The organism is Gilliamella sp. X-23 (assembly GCF_057063545.1).
The window spans coordinates 13,426-29,296 of sequence record NZ_JBXSQG010000006.1 but is presented as its reverse complement, the minus strand read 5'-3'; the positions used below and the strand labels follow the sequence as shown (position 1 = coordinate 29,296).

Sequence of the window (15,871 nt, the reverse complement as noted above, 5' to 3'; positions counted from 1 at the left end):
AGAAAGTATTAATCTAATGCTTTATCATTAGGATTGGCAAATAGCTCAACCATTTTTGGTGAAATTTCAAGACTCATATTTGCGCCTTTTGGCGGAACAGGTTGAGTAAACCATTTGTTATAGGATTCTAAAGCCTTTCCTGATTTTTGCGCATCAGCAATTGTCTTGTCCATCAATTGTTTAAATTGAGTATCGTCTTTTCTCAACATACAACCATAAGCTTCATAAGAAAGCGGTTCACCAACAATTTTCCATTCAGCAGGATTAATTGCACGAGAACGTTCGCCTGCAAGTAGCGCGTCATCCATTAAAAATGCTGCAGCTCGACCTGTTTCTAACGCTTTAAATGCATCACCATGATCTTTTGGTGTAATAATACGAATACCTAAGTTATTTTTATTATTGATTTGATTTAAACGGATTTCAGAAGTTGTACCTGCTGTCGTTACTACATTTTTACCTTTTAGATCTTCGATACTATTGATATTGCTATCCGCTTTAACTAGGAAGCGCGTACCAACAATAAAAATACTGTCTGAAAAAGCAACTGTTTTTTGGCGTTCAAGATTATTAGTTGTTGAACCACATTCGAAATCATAGGTATAGTTGTTAAGTAGTTGAATACGAGTCTTAGAAGTAACTGGTAAATATTTTACCTTAAGATCAGGTAAGTTTAATTCTTTTTTAACCGCATCAACGATTAAATTAGTATAATCTTGTGAATAACCAATAACTTCTTGTTTTTCACCATAATAGGAAAATGGAATCGAAGATTCTCGATGACCAACAACAATAACACCTGTATCTTTAATTTTGGCTAATGTACCGCTTAGTTCTTCTGCTACAGCCGAACCAGCCATTAACCCTAACATTGCAAATGATAGTACTAATTTGGTTAATTTTGTCTTTTTGTTCATACTCATCTCCTACTGTGTAATCTGTATCATATTAAATATATTTAATATTTTTACAAAGGGCATATATTATAACTTATTTTTTTGTATAAAAGTACTTTTACTGTTTATTTATCTATATCGGAGCTATATGAAATCAGCAATCAGCGTGTTTTTGCTAATAATTGATTCCATTAAAAGTTCTTAAGCCCAATTATATTTAAGCAATAATTATGCCAGTATCATAAATTATGAACGTCTTTTTATCAAAAGTGAGATAAACATCAATGCCATAATGATAAAATAAGGAACATTTCCCCATCTTGCATAAGGCGTTAGCCCAGTTGTGGGGGAAAAAGACGCCGATAAAACACCTGTTTCAAATTGAGGCAATTGTTTAATAATATTTCCATGCTGATCAATAATTGCGGTAATGCCTGTATTGGTACTACGAATTAACGGCCGACCAAACTCAAGCGCTCTCGCTTGCGCCATCTGTAAATGTTGCTTAGGACCAATGCTATTACCAAACCATGCATCATTTGACACCGTCAATAAAAAATCGCTATCAGGAGTAAATTTTTGTCGCATTAAATCTGACAAAATAATTTCATAACAAATAGCAGGCGTAAATTTAAAGCCTTTTATTTCGAGTTGTGGTTGTTTTGCTTCGCCAGATTTCATTGATGACATAGGAACGTTAAGTAATTCCGCAATTGGTTCAAGTACTGATTCTAGTGGCGTAAATTCACCAAAAGGTACTAAATGGTGTTTTTGATAACGATTCGTTGTAGGGTATTGATAGGGTTCCTTTTCGCCCAATACCAATAGTGTATTATAGATATCACCATTGGATTGATAACCGTTTTCACCAAAACGATAATCAATAATACCGACAGCGATTTCAGCATTATGGGATCTGGCTTCGTTGTCAAGATATTGTAAAAATGATTGCTGATTAATTTCGTAATCGGTGATGCTAGCTTCTGACCATATAATGATTTTATTTTCTTCTAGGCTATCTTGAGTGAGTTTAGCATAGGTTTGTAACGTATTATTCAGTTGCTCTCTTGTCCAACGAACTGACTGCGAAATATTGCCTTGAATTAAAGCAAAATTAGCTGAACGCGTATTATCTACCGTTGTCCAATCGATATGGTTGAATGAAATTGGTGCAAAAAAGATCGCAAGCAGTGCAAAAAATGCACCAAAAGTGTGCCTTTTGGGCACTTTTGTGCTAGTGGCCTTTATACCATAAATCAATAAACCACATAACAGCACTAAAAGCAGATTAACACCATCGATCCCAATTACAGGAAAATAAGCATGTAAAGGGCTATCTATTTGGCTATATCCCAATTGCAACCAAGCAAACCCTGTTAAAATATAGCCACGTAAAAATTCGGTGATTTGCCAAAAAATTGGCGCCACAAGTACAAGCTGTTTAAATGAAAATTGCGGAGCAAACCGATTGGCCATTCTTAATAAGAAAGCAAATAGCATAGGGTAGAGCGACAAATAGAGAATTAAAAGCCCCAAAATAATCACAGCTACAAAAGGCGGTAATTCCCCATACTGCTTAATACTGATATAGACCCAGTGAATCCCAGCCGAAAAGTAGCCAACCCCCCAACTTAATCCAAGCAACATGGCCTGTTTTTTTGATTTATCGGCTATAAGCCATAACAGCCCCGTAAACGACACAAAGGCTAAAGGCCAAATATGAAAAGGGGCATAGCTAAATACCGCTATACCACCAAAAAATAGGCTCAATAATATGTGTTTAAACATTGTCAGGTAACTCTAAATTAGGCACTGTTGCCCCTTCTGGAATTGTCACATGGAGTTGAATAATGCGCCGACGATCGGCAATGGTAACTTTAAATTGATAACCATCAATGGTGATGCTTTCGCCACGTAAAGGTAACCGCCCAAAATGTTGCATGACTAGTCCACCGATAGTATCCATTTCATCATCACTAAAATGAGTGGCAAAAATGTCATTGAAATCCTCGACTGGTGTCAGTGCTCGAACGGTATAAACCGAAGGAGACAAGCGACGGATATCGCGATCTTCAACCTCGTCATATTCATCTTCAATATCGCCTACTATCAGCTCTAAAATATCTTCGATAGTTACAAGTCCCGACACACCACCAAATTCATCAATAGCCATCGCCATATGATAACGCTGCATGCGAAACTCTTTTAACATATGATCGACGCGCTTACTTTCAGGCACAACAACAGTAGGTCTAAGGATTTTTTTAAGATCAAAATTATCCACACCTTGGCGAATAAAAATCAACAGATCTTTTGCTAACAAAATCCCTTCAATGTGGTCTCTATCTTCACTAATAACTGGATAACGGGAATGTCCATGTTCAGAAATAATATCTAAACACTGATCAAGAGAGTAATTATCTTTAATGGTAACAATTTGAGAGCGAGGGATCATAATATCACGAATGCGTTGCTCGGCAATATCCATGACGCCTTCAATCATATCAAGCGTATCTGGATCGATAAGCTCGTTTTCTTCGGCTTCGCGGATCACTTCGATCAGTTCTTCTTTATCTTTTGGCTCTGAATTAAATAATTGACTTAACCATAATGCAAACCCTTTTTTAGGTCTCCGGTGATTATCATCACTCATTTGTACTCTTCCTTTCTTGCTTTATTATTAATGTAATATTTCTTACTTAGTGTACTAAATTTGTCTACTAAATGATCTTACAAAATAGCATAAAATCAAACGGTTCATCATACACTTTTATTCATCAATGGGTTGATAAGGATCTTCAAACCCCAGTTGCTGCATAATATCGATTTCGATATTTTCCATTTCTTCGGCTTCGTCGTCAAGAATATGATCATAACCGAGTAAATGCAAACAGCCATGTACAATCATATGCGCCCAGTGCGAAGTTAATGATTTATGTTGCTGCTTGGCTTCGGCTTCGACAACTTGTTTACAAATGATAAGATCGCCCAATAAAGGAACATCAATCTCAATGGGTGATTCAAATGGAAAAGATAACACATTGGTTGGTTTATCTTTATGACGATAAGTATTATTTAATTGTTGACTTTCTTGCTCATCAACAATACGGATAGTCAGTTCAGCATTATCCACAAATTGCGGCAAAATAACCTCTAACCATTGCAAAATTTGCGCTTCGGCTGGTAAATTTTGGTTATCTTCTGTAGCAATTTGTAAATCTAAAATAATTGCGCTCATTTTATTTTGTTTACCTTACTTTATTATTCACGGTGATAAGGATGATTTGTGGTTAAACTCCACGCACGGTAAAGGCTTTCAGCCACAATGACACGCACTAAAGGATGGGGAAGAGTAAGTGGCGATAGTGACCAACTCTGCTCAGCCGCCGCTTTGCAAGCAGGTGATAAACCTTCTGGTCCACCAATTAACAAACTCACATCGCGTCCGTCGACTTTCCAGCGTTCTAATTGTTCAGCTAAATTATGTGTTGTGTATGGTTTACCGGGAATATCAAGTGTCACAATACGATTACTTTTACCGCAGGCATTTAACATCAATTCGCCTTCTTTATCTAAAATTCGCACAATATCGGCATTTTTAGTACGCTTACCAGCGGGTATTTCAACAAGCTCTAACGGCATATCCTTAGGAAAGCGTGCACGATAATCATCAAAAGCAGTGGTGACCCAACTTGGCATCTTCGTACCAACAGCAATCAGCTGAATCTTCACGCCATTAACTCCAAAGCTTCTCTAGTTCGTAAAGCTGACGACTCTCTTCTTGCATGATATGCACAATCACTGAATCCATATCAACCACAACCCAATCGGCATCGCTCTTACCCTCGCTACCTAACACTAAATGACCCTGTTTTTTGGCTTCGTCAAGCAAGTGATTAGCAATAGACGAAACATGACGGTTTGAAGTGCCCGTACAAATAATCATATAATCAGTAATACTCGACTTACCACGGACATCAAGGGTAACAATATCTTTGCCTTTTAAATCATCAATCTTATCAATAATAAAATCTTGTAACGACTGCTGCAAAATAAACTCTCTATGATTAAAAAATAAAGCGCTAGTATATCACGAATTTATAAAATAGCGGTGATGATAACTTACACATATTTTTATTGATTATTGGGATTGTTTTTTCTTTTCTTTTTTTGCTAATCTATCTTCACGCATTTTTTTTATCTGTTCTTTTCTGTTTTTCTTTATTTGGTCTCTTTTCAATTTTTTTTGATTATTTATCGTTAAACGTTCCTCTTTTTTTATTTTATCTTCTACTGTGTCTTTTATTGCTTTTTTTGTTGTATTTTCTGCTTTTGGCTTTTTTTCTCTATATATGCTAAGTGCAGCTAGCACCTCTGTTAACGACGATATAACTACAAAGAATAAAAGTCCTAAAAATAAACCTAATAAAGATGGGTATATTGGATTGTAATTGTGACTAATACGCGGATAGATTCTAACTGTTGCTGCCTCTGCAAAATTAGTATTAAATAAAAAAAGTAAGAAAAATATCGCTTTCATAATACATGCAAACTAACTGAGTAATTTTCAGTTATTTCATTTTATAAAAATAGATAAATGTTAAAGGAAATTTGAACAAGAAAAAAGACCTTATTTTAAGGTAAAAATTTTTTAGAAAAGTCATAAACCAGCAAAACCACAAATTCTCCAAACAACCCAACCAATCCCAACCAAAAAGTCGTCAGAAAAGGTATTGATTTTATTAAAGTTTCTATTTGGTGTTTTTTGTTTAAAAACCACCACCAAATCCACCTTTTACCCCATTGAAACGACCCGATCAAACAACGGATTATCCGTCAAACGATGCGTAACCATCAACAGAGTTTTACCTCTACAAGTTTGTTTAATTAATTGAATAATTTGTTGTTCGGTTTGCTGGTCAAGGCTTTCTGTTGGTTCGTCCATTAAAATTAATGGTGAATTGTGGAGCAATGCCCTTGCTATGCCAATACGGCGGATTTCGCCTCCTGATAGTGAGCGCCCGCCTTGCCCAAGCGGTAACTCTAGCCCGTGCTCAGTACTGAGTAGTTTGTCGAGCTCGACTTGATGTAATACTGTTGTGAGTTGCTCGTCGGTTGCTTGTTCATTACCAATTAATAAATTTTGCCGTAGGCTATCACTAAAAATAGTAATCACTTGCGGGACAACGGCGATCGCTTGGCGAAGTGTAGGTTCATCAAGTTGATTGATTGGGGTGTCGTTAATAAAAATCTCTCCTGAATTGGGGTCCCAACAGCGGTTGATCAAACTTAATAAAGTCGATTTACCGCAACCTGTTTTGCCAATTAGGCCAATGTGTTCGCCAGCTTTGACTGTTAGGGAAAAATCGGTCAATACTGCAAAAGGTTGATTTGGATAGCTAAAATTGATGTTATTTAACTGTAAGTTAGCCGATTTTAAGTCAATAATTTGTCCTTGTGCTTTAAATTGTATATCAGGCTGTTGATTAAAAATGGCGGTAGTGCGAGCGGCCGATGTAAGTACTTGCCCTAAAAAGATAAATGCACCGGGTATAGGCATGAGTATTTCAGCACTGGCAAGGCTGACAAAGACAAATAACGCGACTAAAGGCGATAGCGTGTATTGTGTGATTAGCCATAGCACTAATAATGTTAAAAAACCTGCAATTAGCAAGACAAGCGCACTTGATAGTGCCATTAATGTCGATTGGCGTTGTTGATTGTAAAGCCAATTTGATTCGAGTTCATCCAGTTTTGCGCGATAGCGTGATTGTGCATTAAATAGGGTGAGTTCGGCTTGTCCTTGTAGGTAGTTGATTAATTGTAATCGATATTCGTTTTGTTGTTGTGCCAGTGTTGTTCCTAGTTGTTTGCCAGCTTGATAAAAGATGACCGGTACTACAAGCAAGGTAGAAGTTAGAATGACGCCGATGATTAATGCAATCGGTAAGTTGATACTTGCTAACCCAATAAATAACACGCCAATAGTTATAAGTGCAGTGACAATAGGCGAAAACAACTTTAGATATAAGTGATCAAGCGCATCAATATCGACAATAAAGCGATTAAGCAAGTCGGCTTTTTGGTATTGTGCCAGTTGGTTGGTGCTAAGTGGTAGTATTTTTTTAAACGCTAGAGTTCTTAAATAAGCAAGCAATTTAAAGGTGGTATTGTGGTCAACCAAGCGCTCCATGTAACGCGCAGCGGTTCGTGTTATTGCCGCTGCGCGCACGCCTGCTGCAGGTAACATATAGTTAAATGTATATAACCCTGCTGCACCAGCCACAGCAGTAGACGCTAAAAACCACCCTGATAATGATAGTAAAAATACACTGGCAAATAGGGTTAAGATGGATAGCGATAATCCCAACATAATCTGCCAAAAATAGTGTTTATAGAGTGCAATATATGGGCGTAATGTGGTTAGCATGAACTCTCCTTGTTATGGCAGTATAGTTCCCCTTTTGATAGTTGCCATATTTGGTCAAAATGTTGCATATCGTCATTTTGATGGGTGATGGTGATGCTATTGGTTGCAATATTTTGTTGATCTAAGTTTTGTATGGTTTGTTTGTCTAAACTTGCTGTTGGTTCATCAAGGATGAGTAATTGGCAAGGTTTTAACATGGCACGAGCTAATGCGATTCGCTGGGCTTGTCCTACTGATAATCTGACGGCATCTTCACCAACAGGGGTATCTAAACCCGCGGGTAATTTGGCGATAACTTCGGTCAATTGTGCTTGACGTATGACGGTTTGAAGTTCTTGCTGTGTGGCATTTTGTTTGCCAAGTAAAATGTTGTCGCGCACTGAGCCATTAATTAAGTACGGGTTTTGTCCGATCCAACTAATTTGTTGTTGCCATGTTTTGATATCTATCTGGTTGAATTCGATACCGTTAATTTTGAGCGAGCCTTGGTAAGGTAAAAAACCCAGTAACACTTGCATTAACGAGCTTTTTCCCTCGCCACTTGTGCCAATAAGTGCCAATTTAAAAGGGGCATGTAATGAAAATGACAACGGCCCGACAATAGGTTTTCCTTCGTTTGATATGACAATTAAGTTGTTGGCTTCAATTGTTTGTATCGCTTGATTAAATGGGGTATTGGCTGGTGTTATGTCGGTGTGTTGTTGTGGTGATTTTTGGGTTAAGAACGTTTCGATATTATCGGCTGCGGCAATGGCTTCAGCTTTGGCGTGGTAATAAGTGCCCAGATCGCGTAAGGGTTGAAAATACTCAGGAGCTAAGATGAGCGCAAAAAAACCAGCAAATAAGGTGACTGTGCCATTGTATGAGCCAAAGTTAAATTCACCTAAATACGAAAAGCCAAAATAAACCGCCACAATAGCGATCGAAATAGAAGTAAAAAACTCCAATACCGCTGAAGACAAAAACGCGACTTTTAGAACTTGCATGGTTTTAATTCGAAAATCCTCAGACGCGCGGGCGATTTCGTTGGTCTGTTTTTCGCCTTGGTTGAATAGTCGAATGGTATTAAGACCCTTTAAACGATCCAAAAAGTGGCCGCTTAAATAGGATAGGGCTTTAAAATGACGGCGGTTAATATCCGCAGCGCCCATCCCGACTAAGATCATAAAGATAGGAATGAGTGGCGCAGTGCAAAGCAAAATAGCTGCAGCAGCCCAGTTAAATGGGAAGATCGCAATACAAATTAATACTGGTGCCATACTTGCTAGTCGCATTTGTGGCAAGTAGCGGGCAAAAAAGTCATGTAATTTGTCGACTTGTTCTATCAACAAGGTGCTCCATGCACCAGTGGTGCTTTGATTTAAATAGGATGGACCATGTAATTCAAGTTGGTTAATTAATTGGCACCGAATTTGCTGGCGGACTTTTTTGCCTATGGCAAAGTTGATCTTTTCGCGTAGATAGATTAAACCAGCTCGAGCGAGTAGTACCGCAATTAATGCGCCAAAAAAAGGAAAAATATCCACAAAATGTTGTTGTTCAACAATGATTCTTTGTAAAATTATTGCAAGCAATCCTGCTTGGATAATGATTAATACCGTTAAAATAAAGCCAGTTAAAACTGAAGCTCGCAAATTAGCTTTATGCTTTTTTGCATGCTGTTTTAACCAGCCAAGTAGATAGATCTGGCGTTTTTTATCTAGTGACATAAAGATTTTTACTACTTATTTTAAGTTATCCAAATAGTGTTCAGCATCTAAAGCCGCCATACAGCCTGTACCGGCTGACGTGATTGCTTGACGATAGACATGATCCATTACATCACCAGCAGCAAAAATTCCCTCGACACTGGTTTGAGTGGCGTTGCCTTGCGTGCCTGATTGTACTTTGATATAACCACCATTTAGTTCAAGTTGACCTTCAAAGATAGTGGTATTTGGTTTGTGACCAATTGCGATAAATACGCCTAAAACAGATAATTGTTCGGTCATATTGGGATCTTGTGTACTGCGAATTCTAACGCCAGTCACGCCCATATTATCGCCTAATACTTCGTCGATAACGCGATGCGTATGTAAGATAACTTTGCCTTCCTTAATTTTTTGATCCAAACGGTCCATTAATATTTTTTCAGCTCTAAAGCTATCTCGACGGTGAATTAAATGAACTTCGCTAGCTATATTGGCTAAATACAACGTTTCTTCAACCGCGGTATTGCCACCACCCACTACGGCAACTTTTTGGTTGCGATAGAAAAAACCATCACAGGTTGCACAAGCAGATACGCCTTTGCTTTTGAATGCTTCTTCTGACGGTAAACCTAGGTATTGTGCTGATGCACCAGTTGCAATAATAAGGGCATCACAACTATATTCCGTCTCACTACCAAAAAGTTTATAAGGCTTAGAACTAAAATCAACACGATCGATCTGATCTAAAATAATTTCAGTATTGAATCTTTCGGCATGTTCTTTCATTTTGACCATTAATTCTGGTCCCGTTAAATCGGGTGCACCAGCTGGCCAGTTTTCAAGATCCGTGGTTGTTGTTAGTTGTCCACCTTGTTGCATTCCAGTAATTAACACGGGCGAAAGGTTAGCGCGTGCAGCATAAACCGCTGCAGTATAACCTGCAGGACCAGAACCGAGTATCAATAAACGTGCATGTTTGGTTTTCATTTTAAATCCTTATTTATTTTCAACTTTGCCTATTTTAGACAAAACTGGCGCAATTTATGGCAGTAAGTCTAACATTATCAATCTTTGTCGTGCAAAAAAATTGGTTATTGTAGCAATAGGTAATGACAATAGGCTTTTTTAACGTTAAATAATCGGATTATCTTTTCCTTTTCAGTTCTTTTAAAATTAATTGTGATTTTTAAAACGATATTGTTTTTTGTTTTTGCTTTATTGCATTTAAAATACGCCCCTTTGTTATTCTGAAATTCCTTTTTCTATTATTTGATAATGTAGTTTTGATTATCGATTTATTTGACATCCTAACAAAACGGGGGAGATGCTATGAATAATCCTTCAAAAGAAAGTGTAGAAGCAGTACTTACAAAAATTAATTGGGCGCAAGAGATTTTAAATTCGGTACAACAAAATGTCAGCGATCCTCAGATTGGTAATATTTTATCTGGAATTGCTTTTATTATAGACTCAGCCTCAGCTGATGCCGAAGCACTCTATCAATCAATTGAATAATAACTTTGCCTATTTTTTTATTTATATCTACCTTCATTCGCTATGTAGCGATTGAAGGTAGCAAGTTGCTATATCTGTTTAGTGATTATCAGTAAGGTACGTCGTTAAATCAGCAAGTGGCCAACGAACATGCGCTGCTGGTTCATTGATTCGATAACCAAAAGCTAAACAAAGCCCTACACCAAATGACTCTTTACCAATTTGTGGAATATGTTTTTCTAGCATTTTTATCACTTTATCGTGGTCGAATCCACCAATAGCACATGAATCAATACCGCGAAATGCCGCAGCAGTCATCATATTGGCACAAGCGATGTAATTTTGCATTTCTGACCAGTGATTGATTGTTAAGCCATCAGCAAGCCCTTGTTCGCAAAAATTAATAAATGCTTGGCAGGCAATATCAATAGACGTTTGATTATTTGGATCGGGTAAAGTGCGCGCAATTGCTCGTCGTAAATAATCGCTCTGTAATGTAAAATTATTCGCTTTTCGATAAAGCACAATCACAAAATGTGAACAACTGGTGACTTGTTCTTGATTGTAGCAAACATTACGTAATTCTGCTTTTATTTTGCTGCTATCAACAACCACAAAATGCCATGGTTCCATGCCAAATGATGAAGGAGATTGTCGACCTGCTTCTAAAATGTATTGAATATCATCATTTGTAATTTTTTTTGTGTCATCAAATTTTTTACATGCATGTCTAAAGTCGAATGCTTGGGTTAACTTATCCATATTTTCTCCTAAGATTTGATATTCCATGGGGCAACTTTAAATAATAATAGCATACCTGGAATGGCAAGAATAAAACATAAACCAAAAAAGTTTGTCCATCCTAAATGTGAAGTTAAAACACCGGACATTGAATTTATTAGTGTTCTTGGTATAGCTGAAAAACTAGTTAATAGCGCAAATTGTGTTGCGGTAAATAATGGGCTAGTTTTTTTCGCTATAAAAGTGACTAATGCTGCTGCGCCCATTCCGACACCAATAGATTCAAAGCTAATTACAGTCGCCAATATGATAAGTTGAGTGTAATTAATCGTTAAAAAAGGTCCTTCATAAGATAAAAAAGCAAAACCTAAAATAGAAAACATTTGCACAAAACCTGATATCCATAATGAACGGTTGATGCCATATTTTGAAATAATAAAACCACCCAAAAGAGCTCCAAATAAACTTGGCCAGACCATCGCATTTTTAGCTACAGTTCCTATATGTTTCATTTCAAAATTCATATCTAAATAAAAAGGTGTTGCCAAAGATGTAGCAAGGCTATCACCAAGCTTATAAAATGAAATAAAAGCAATAATAAATAAAGTGTTACGAAATGATTGTCGATGAACGAATTCATTTATTGATTGTTTGAAAATAGATTTATCTGGATGAATTACACTGATATGTGACGGCTCTTTTAAGCTTATTGTAATGAGTAGCATTGGCACAATAAATGCGGCAGTGAATGCGAATACTTCCATCCATGATAGATAATCAGCAAGAAAAAGCGATAATCCTCCAGGAATGAATCCTGATATTCGATAAATATTAATGTGTATACTATTTCCGCTGCCAAGTTCGTTATCGCTCAAAATTTCTCTTCTATAAGCATCAATTGCGATATCTTGAGTTGCAGAAATAAAAGCAGTTAATAAGCTTAAAATAACAACTATTTCGATGTTATTTTTGGGAGTTAAAAAACCATACATAGGCATGATAATTAAGAGCCCGATCTGAGTAAAAAACAACCAACCTTTACGATATCCTAGTGAGAAAGGTGATAACTTATCTAATAATGGTGACCAGAGAAATTTACATAAGTAAGGAATTTGAGTTAATGCAAATGCGCCAATTGTTTTTATGTCTACACCGCCAATTTTTAGCCAAGCGGGAATTAATTGGACGATAAAGAAAAAAGGAAGTCCAGAGCAAAAACCTGTATAGATGCACAACAACATTTTTCTATTAAAAAAAGCATGAGCTAATACTTTATTCATTATTTAACTTTATTGGTTAGTTTTTTTACAAAGTGCTATCATAGCACACAACATTAAAAAATAATGCTACAAGCCAAGATAAACCATTACCTAAAATCATTTTTTCAAGATACCAAAAGTGATACTGAATCTATATATTTTAGTATAAAGATTAATGCCAACAACTAGTTAAAAAAATTAACTATTTACCATGAAAAGGGGTCAAGTAATATGAAAAGTTCTATTAAAGTTGCTGTTTTTAGCAGTAAACATTATGACAAAGAACATTTAGACATCGCGAATAAAAGATTTGGTTTTGATATCGAATATTATGAGCATAAATTAAGTCATAAAACAGTTGTTACTGCCCAAGGTTATAATGCGGTTTGTGCATTTGTTAATGATGAAGTAGATAAAAAAGTGCTACAAAAATTAGCAGGCTATGGCATTAAAATTTTAGCACTTCGCTGTGCAGGGTTTGATAATGTTGATTTAGCCGAAGCCGAAAAATTAGGTATTACTGTTGTTCGTGTCCCAGCTTATTCGCCTGAAGCTGTTGCAGAACATGCGGTGGCTTTGATGATGACCTTAAATAGAAGAACTCATAAAGCCTATCAACGCACCCGTGATGCTAACTTTTCGTTAGATGGTTTGACAGGATTTAATATGCACAATCGTACTGCTGGCGTGATTGGTACAGGAAAAATTGGTCAAGCAGTCATCCGTATTTTAAAAGGTTTTGGTATGCATATTCTTGCTTATGATCCTTATCCTAATGATATTGTGGTTGAATTAGGCGCGCAATATGTTGAGTTAGATGAACTATATGCAAAATCCGACGTGATTACGCTACATTGCCCAATGACACCTGAAAATTATCATTTACTGAATAAAGAGTCTTTCAAAAAAATGAAAGATGGTGTGATGATTATCAATACTAGTCGAGGGGCATTACTTGATGCAACAGCGGCTATTGATTCATTAAAACAATCCAAAATAGGCGCTTTGGGAATGGATGTTTACGAAAATGAACGAGATCTCTTTTTTGAAGACAAATCGAATGATGTTATTTTAGATGATGTGTTCCGTCGTTTATCTTCTTGCCATAATGTTATTTTTACTGGTCATCAAGCATTTTTAACGCAGGAAGCATTGTTGAATATTTCGGATACGACATTAAATAACATTAAACAAATATCAGAAGGTAAACCGTGTCCTAATATTGTTAAATAATAATAAATATCTTATGATGTTGTCGATTTTTTAATTACTTAAGATATGGGTTTTTTTATGCAGCGCATTGCCATTTTTATTAGCATAATTTTATTGCTTGCAGCTTGTAGTAGTGAGAGATCTTCAACATCTCCAATGAAAGAACATCGTGGACATACCAATGTTAAAGGTGGTGTTTATCTTGAAAAAGATCACAATCCATCCCAAACCACTAGTGCGCCATTAGCTATCGATAAAGAAAAGTTTATCGATAGAATGGTCAGTAAACATGGTTTTAATCGGCAACAGTTGCGCAATGTACTTGCACAAACCAATAAATTAGATTGGGTTATTAATTTAATGGATAAACAAGCACCAAAAGCCGGCTCATCGACAGTGCCGAATGGTGCTTGGATTCGATATAAAAATAAATTTATTACGCCGAGTAATCTTCCTCGAGGTGTTGATTTTTGGAACCAATACCAAAAAGAATTGCAGCGCGCTTATAATGAATATGGCGTGCCTCCCGAAATTATTGTCGGTATTATTGGTGTCGAAACAGGTTGGGGTAGGGTAATGGGTAAAACAAAAATTATTGATGCCCTATCAACACTGGCTTTTGACTATCCAAGACGTGCGCAATATTTTTCTGAAGAATTAGAAGATTTTTTAGTTATGTGTCGTGATGAAGGCGTTGATCCCTTTGATTTAAGTGGATCGTTTGCTGGTGCAATGGGATATGGACAATTTATGCCGTCTGCATTTAGACGTTATGCTGTTGATTTTAACCATGATGGTCATATTGATTTATGGGATCCAGTTGATGCTATCGGTAGTGTTGCGAATTACTTTAAGTCGCACGGCTGGCAACGAGGCAAAAAAGTAGCGGTTATGGCAAATGGTCAAGCGCCGTCACTAGATACAGGCTTTAGCACAAAATATTCAATTGAAATACTAGCAAAAGCTGGATTAAAACCACAAAGCTCTTTAGATGGGCAGACTCAGGTCAGTTTGTTGCGCCTTGATATGGGCGACAGCTACCAATTTTGGTATGGATTACCAAACTTTTATACTATTACCCGTTACAACCATAGCACGCATTATGCCATGGCTGTTTGGCAATTAGGGCTTGCGGTTAAAGATGCAAGATAGTTGTTTGTATTAATCTGTTAGTACTGCCTATTGGTTTTATGTTCTAGCCGGTTTTAGATAAGGTCGCAGTTGCGACCTTTTTTGTGTCTATTTATCATATTAAGAAATGATTAGCTTTATAGCTAGCAATAATAAAAAGATACCAAAAAACCTGATTAGCTTTTTAATTGATAATTTTTGCGCAATTTGCACTCCCACTTTAGCCATGGGGATACTTGTTAGCATAATAACCAATGCAGCAGGTAAATAAATAAAACCTAAACAATATTGTGGTAATTGTGGATTATTCCAACCTGCGATTATATAGCCAATGGCTCCACTAATTGCAACAGGCACAGTAAAAGCTGCCGATGTGCCAATGGCTTTACGCATATCAATGCCACATCTTTGCAAAAATGGCACGACTAATACACCACCACCCACACCGACAAGGGCGGCAAAAATACCAATTAACGTGCCGGCAAAGATAAAAATTTGATTGTTAAAGGGAACCGTTTGACTAACTGGATTTTTGTTTTTTTTGTCTATTTGTAAAATAAATTTAAAACTTACATAAATAAGAAAGATAATAAATACCCATTTTAACCAACTGCCTGGGATATAGGGAGTCATATAAGAACCACCTAACGTGCCAATCATACAGCCTAAAACCATTTTTTTTAGAATTGGCCACTGAATATTATGGTTTTTGTTGTGAATATAGCTAGATGACAAACTAGTGCCAATGATGGTGGCTAATGATGTTGCAATGGCAATATGGTTAACCCAAGGATATCCAAGGTTAAAATAATTTAAGGTAAAAATTAAAGATGGTACAATTAATGCTCCACCGCCAACACCAAACATACCGGCTAATAATCCAGCGGCTGCACCTATTGAAAGAAAAATAATACATTCAAGAATCATATGAGAAAAATCAGTTTGATTGTTATTTAAACGATTATACTGAGTAAGCGTCTGAGAAGCTATCTGTGACAACAATTATATTCACTATTT

16 protein-coding genes are annotated in these 15,871 nt (G+C 36.6%); 3 read left to right on the top strand and 13 right to left on the bottom strand.

Annotated elements, in window-relative coordinates; genetic code table 11:
* Nucleotides 1-8: 8 nt before the first annotated feature.
* The 10 genes from ACYH9I_RS05515 to trxB form a co-directional block, all read right to left on the bottom strand.
* On the bottom strand, nucleotides 9-917 hold the full coding sequence (locus tag ACYH9I_RS05515) for a glutamate/aspartate ABC transporter substrate-binding protein (protein ID WP_160401816.1): 909 nt from the start codon (nucleotides 915-917) through the stop codon (nucleotides 9-11).
* A gap of 225 nt (nucleotides 918-1,142) precedes the next feature.
* Entirely contained in the window at nucleotides 1,143-2,684 is a 1,542-nt protein-coding gene (gene lnt, locus ACYH9I_RS05510) for an apolipoprotein N-acyltransferase (RefSeq protein WP_483559503.1), read from the bottom strand.
* On the bottom strand, nucleotides 2,677-3,549 hold the full coding sequence (gene corC, locus ACYH9I_RS05505; RefSeq protein ID WP_091346132.1) for a CNNM family magnesium/cobalt transport protein CorC: 873 nt from the start codon (nucleotides 3,547-3,549) through the stop codon (nucleotides 2,677-2,679). Before corC ends, lnt begins: the two co-directional genes overlap by 8 nt.
* 117 nt (nucleotides 3,550-3,666) lie before the next feature.
* Nucleotides 3,667-4,134, bottom strand: a complete 468-nt coding sequence (ybeY, locus tag ACYH9I_RS05500; RefSeq protein WP_483559501.1) for an rRNA maturation RNase YbeY — start codon at nucleotides 4,132-4,134, stop codon at nucleotides 3,667-3,669.
* A 23-nt stretch (nucleotides 4,135-4,157) separates the two neighbouring features.
* Complete coding sequence (rlmH, locus tag ACYH9I_RS05495) at nucleotides 4,158-4,628, bottom strand: 23S rRNA (pseudouridine(1915)-N(3))-methyltransferase RlmH (protein WP_091346129.1); 471 nt, start codon at nucleotides 4,626-4,628, stop codon at nucleotides 4,158-4,160.
* A gap of 4 nt (nucleotides 4,629-4,632) precedes the next feature.
* Nucleotides 4,633-4,950, bottom strand: a complete 318-nt coding sequence (gene rsfS, locus ACYH9I_RS05490) for a ribosome silencing factor (protein WP_141671935.1) — start codon at nucleotides 4,948-4,950, stop codon at nucleotides 4,633-4,635.
* A gap of 87 nt (nucleotides 4,951-5,037) precedes the next feature.
* Nucleotides 5,038-5,436, bottom strand: a complete 399-nt coding sequence (locus ACYH9I_RS05485; protein WP_483559499.1) for a hypothetical protein — start codon at nucleotides 5,434-5,436, stop codon at nucleotides 5,038-5,040.
* Nucleotides 5,437-5,691: 255 nt separating this feature from the next.
* Nucleotides 5,692-7,326, bottom strand: coding sequence for a heme ABC transporter ATP-binding protein/permease CydC (gene cydC / locus ACYH9I_RS05480; protein WP_483559497.1), 1,635 nt, complete (start codon nucleotides 7,324-7,326; stop codon nucleotides 5,692-5,694).
* Nucleotides 7,320-9,035, bottom strand: coding sequence for a heme ABC transporter permease/ATP-binding protein CydD (cydD, locus tag ACYH9I_RS05475; RefSeq protein ID WP_483559495.1), 1,716 nt, complete (start codon nucleotides 9,033-9,035; stop codon nucleotides 7,320-7,322). Before cydD ends, cydC begins: the two co-directional genes overlap by 7 nt.
* Nucleotides 9,036-9,050: 15 nt before the next feature.
* Nucleotides 9,051-10,004: a thioredoxin-disulfide reductase gene (gene trxB, locus ACYH9I_RS05470; protein ID WP_091346121.1), complete on the bottom strand. Its 954-nt coding sequence runs from the start codon at nucleotides 10,002-10,004 to the stop codon at nucleotides 9,051-9,053.
* Nucleotides 10,005-10,346: 342 nt separating this feature from the next.
* Here trxB and ACYH9I_RS05465 point away from each other — a divergent pair, with 342 nt between their 5' ends.
* A complete protein-coding gene (locus ACYH9I_RS05465; RefSeq protein WP_483559493.1) occupies nucleotides 10,347-10,532 on the top strand; it encodes a hypothetical protein in 186 nt (61 codons plus the stop codon).
* Nucleotides 10,533-10,610: 78 nt separating this feature from the next.
* Here the strand turns inward: ACYH9I_RS05465 and ACYH9I_RS05460 are convergent, their stop codons facing one another.
* Both ACYH9I_RS05460 and ACYH9I_RS05455 read right to left on the bottom strand, forming a co-directional pair.
* On the bottom strand, nucleotides 10,611-11,273 hold the full coding sequence (locus tag ACYH9I_RS05460; RefSeq protein ID WP_483559491.1) for an NAD(P)H-dependent oxidoreductase: 663 nt from the start codon (nucleotides 11,271-11,273) through the stop codon (nucleotides 10,611-10,613).
* Nucleotides 11,274-11,281: 8 nt separating this feature from the next.
* Nucleotides 11,282-12,532: an AmpG family muropeptide MFS transporter gene (locus ACYH9I_RS05455; protein WP_483559489.1), complete on the bottom strand. Its 1,251-nt coding sequence runs from the start codon at nucleotides 12,530-12,532 to the stop codon at nucleotides 11,282-11,284.
* Between the two features lie 222 nt (nucleotides 12,533-12,754).
* Between ACYH9I_RS05455 and ACYH9I_RS05450 the strand changes: the two genes are divergently transcribed.
* A complete protein-coding gene (locus ACYH9I_RS05450) occupies nucleotides 12,755-13,744 on the top strand; it encodes a 2-hydroxyacid dehydrogenase (RefSeq protein ID WP_483559673.1) in 990 nt (329 codons plus the stop codon).
* Between the two features lie 57 nt (nucleotides 13,745-13,801).
* The gene (gene mltB / locus ACYH9I_RS05445; RefSeq protein ID WP_483559487.1) at nucleotides 13,802-14,875 is read left to right on the top strand and encodes a lytic murein transglycosylase B; all 1,074 of its coding nucleotides are present in this window, start codon (nucleotides 13,802-13,804) and stop codon (nucleotides 14,873-14,875) included.
* Between the two features lie 99 nt (nucleotides 14,876-14,974).
* On the opposite strand, the gene ACYH9I_RS05440 is transcribed toward mltB, so the two are convergent.
* The gene (locus ACYH9I_RS05440) at nucleotides 14,975-15,856 is read right to left on the bottom strand and encodes a sulfite exporter TauE/SafE family protein (protein ID WP_483559486.1); all 882 of its coding nucleotides are present in this window, start codon (nucleotides 15,854-15,856) and stop codon (nucleotides 14,975-14,977) included.
* Between the last annotated feature and the right edge of the window lie 15 nt (nucleotides 15,857-15,871).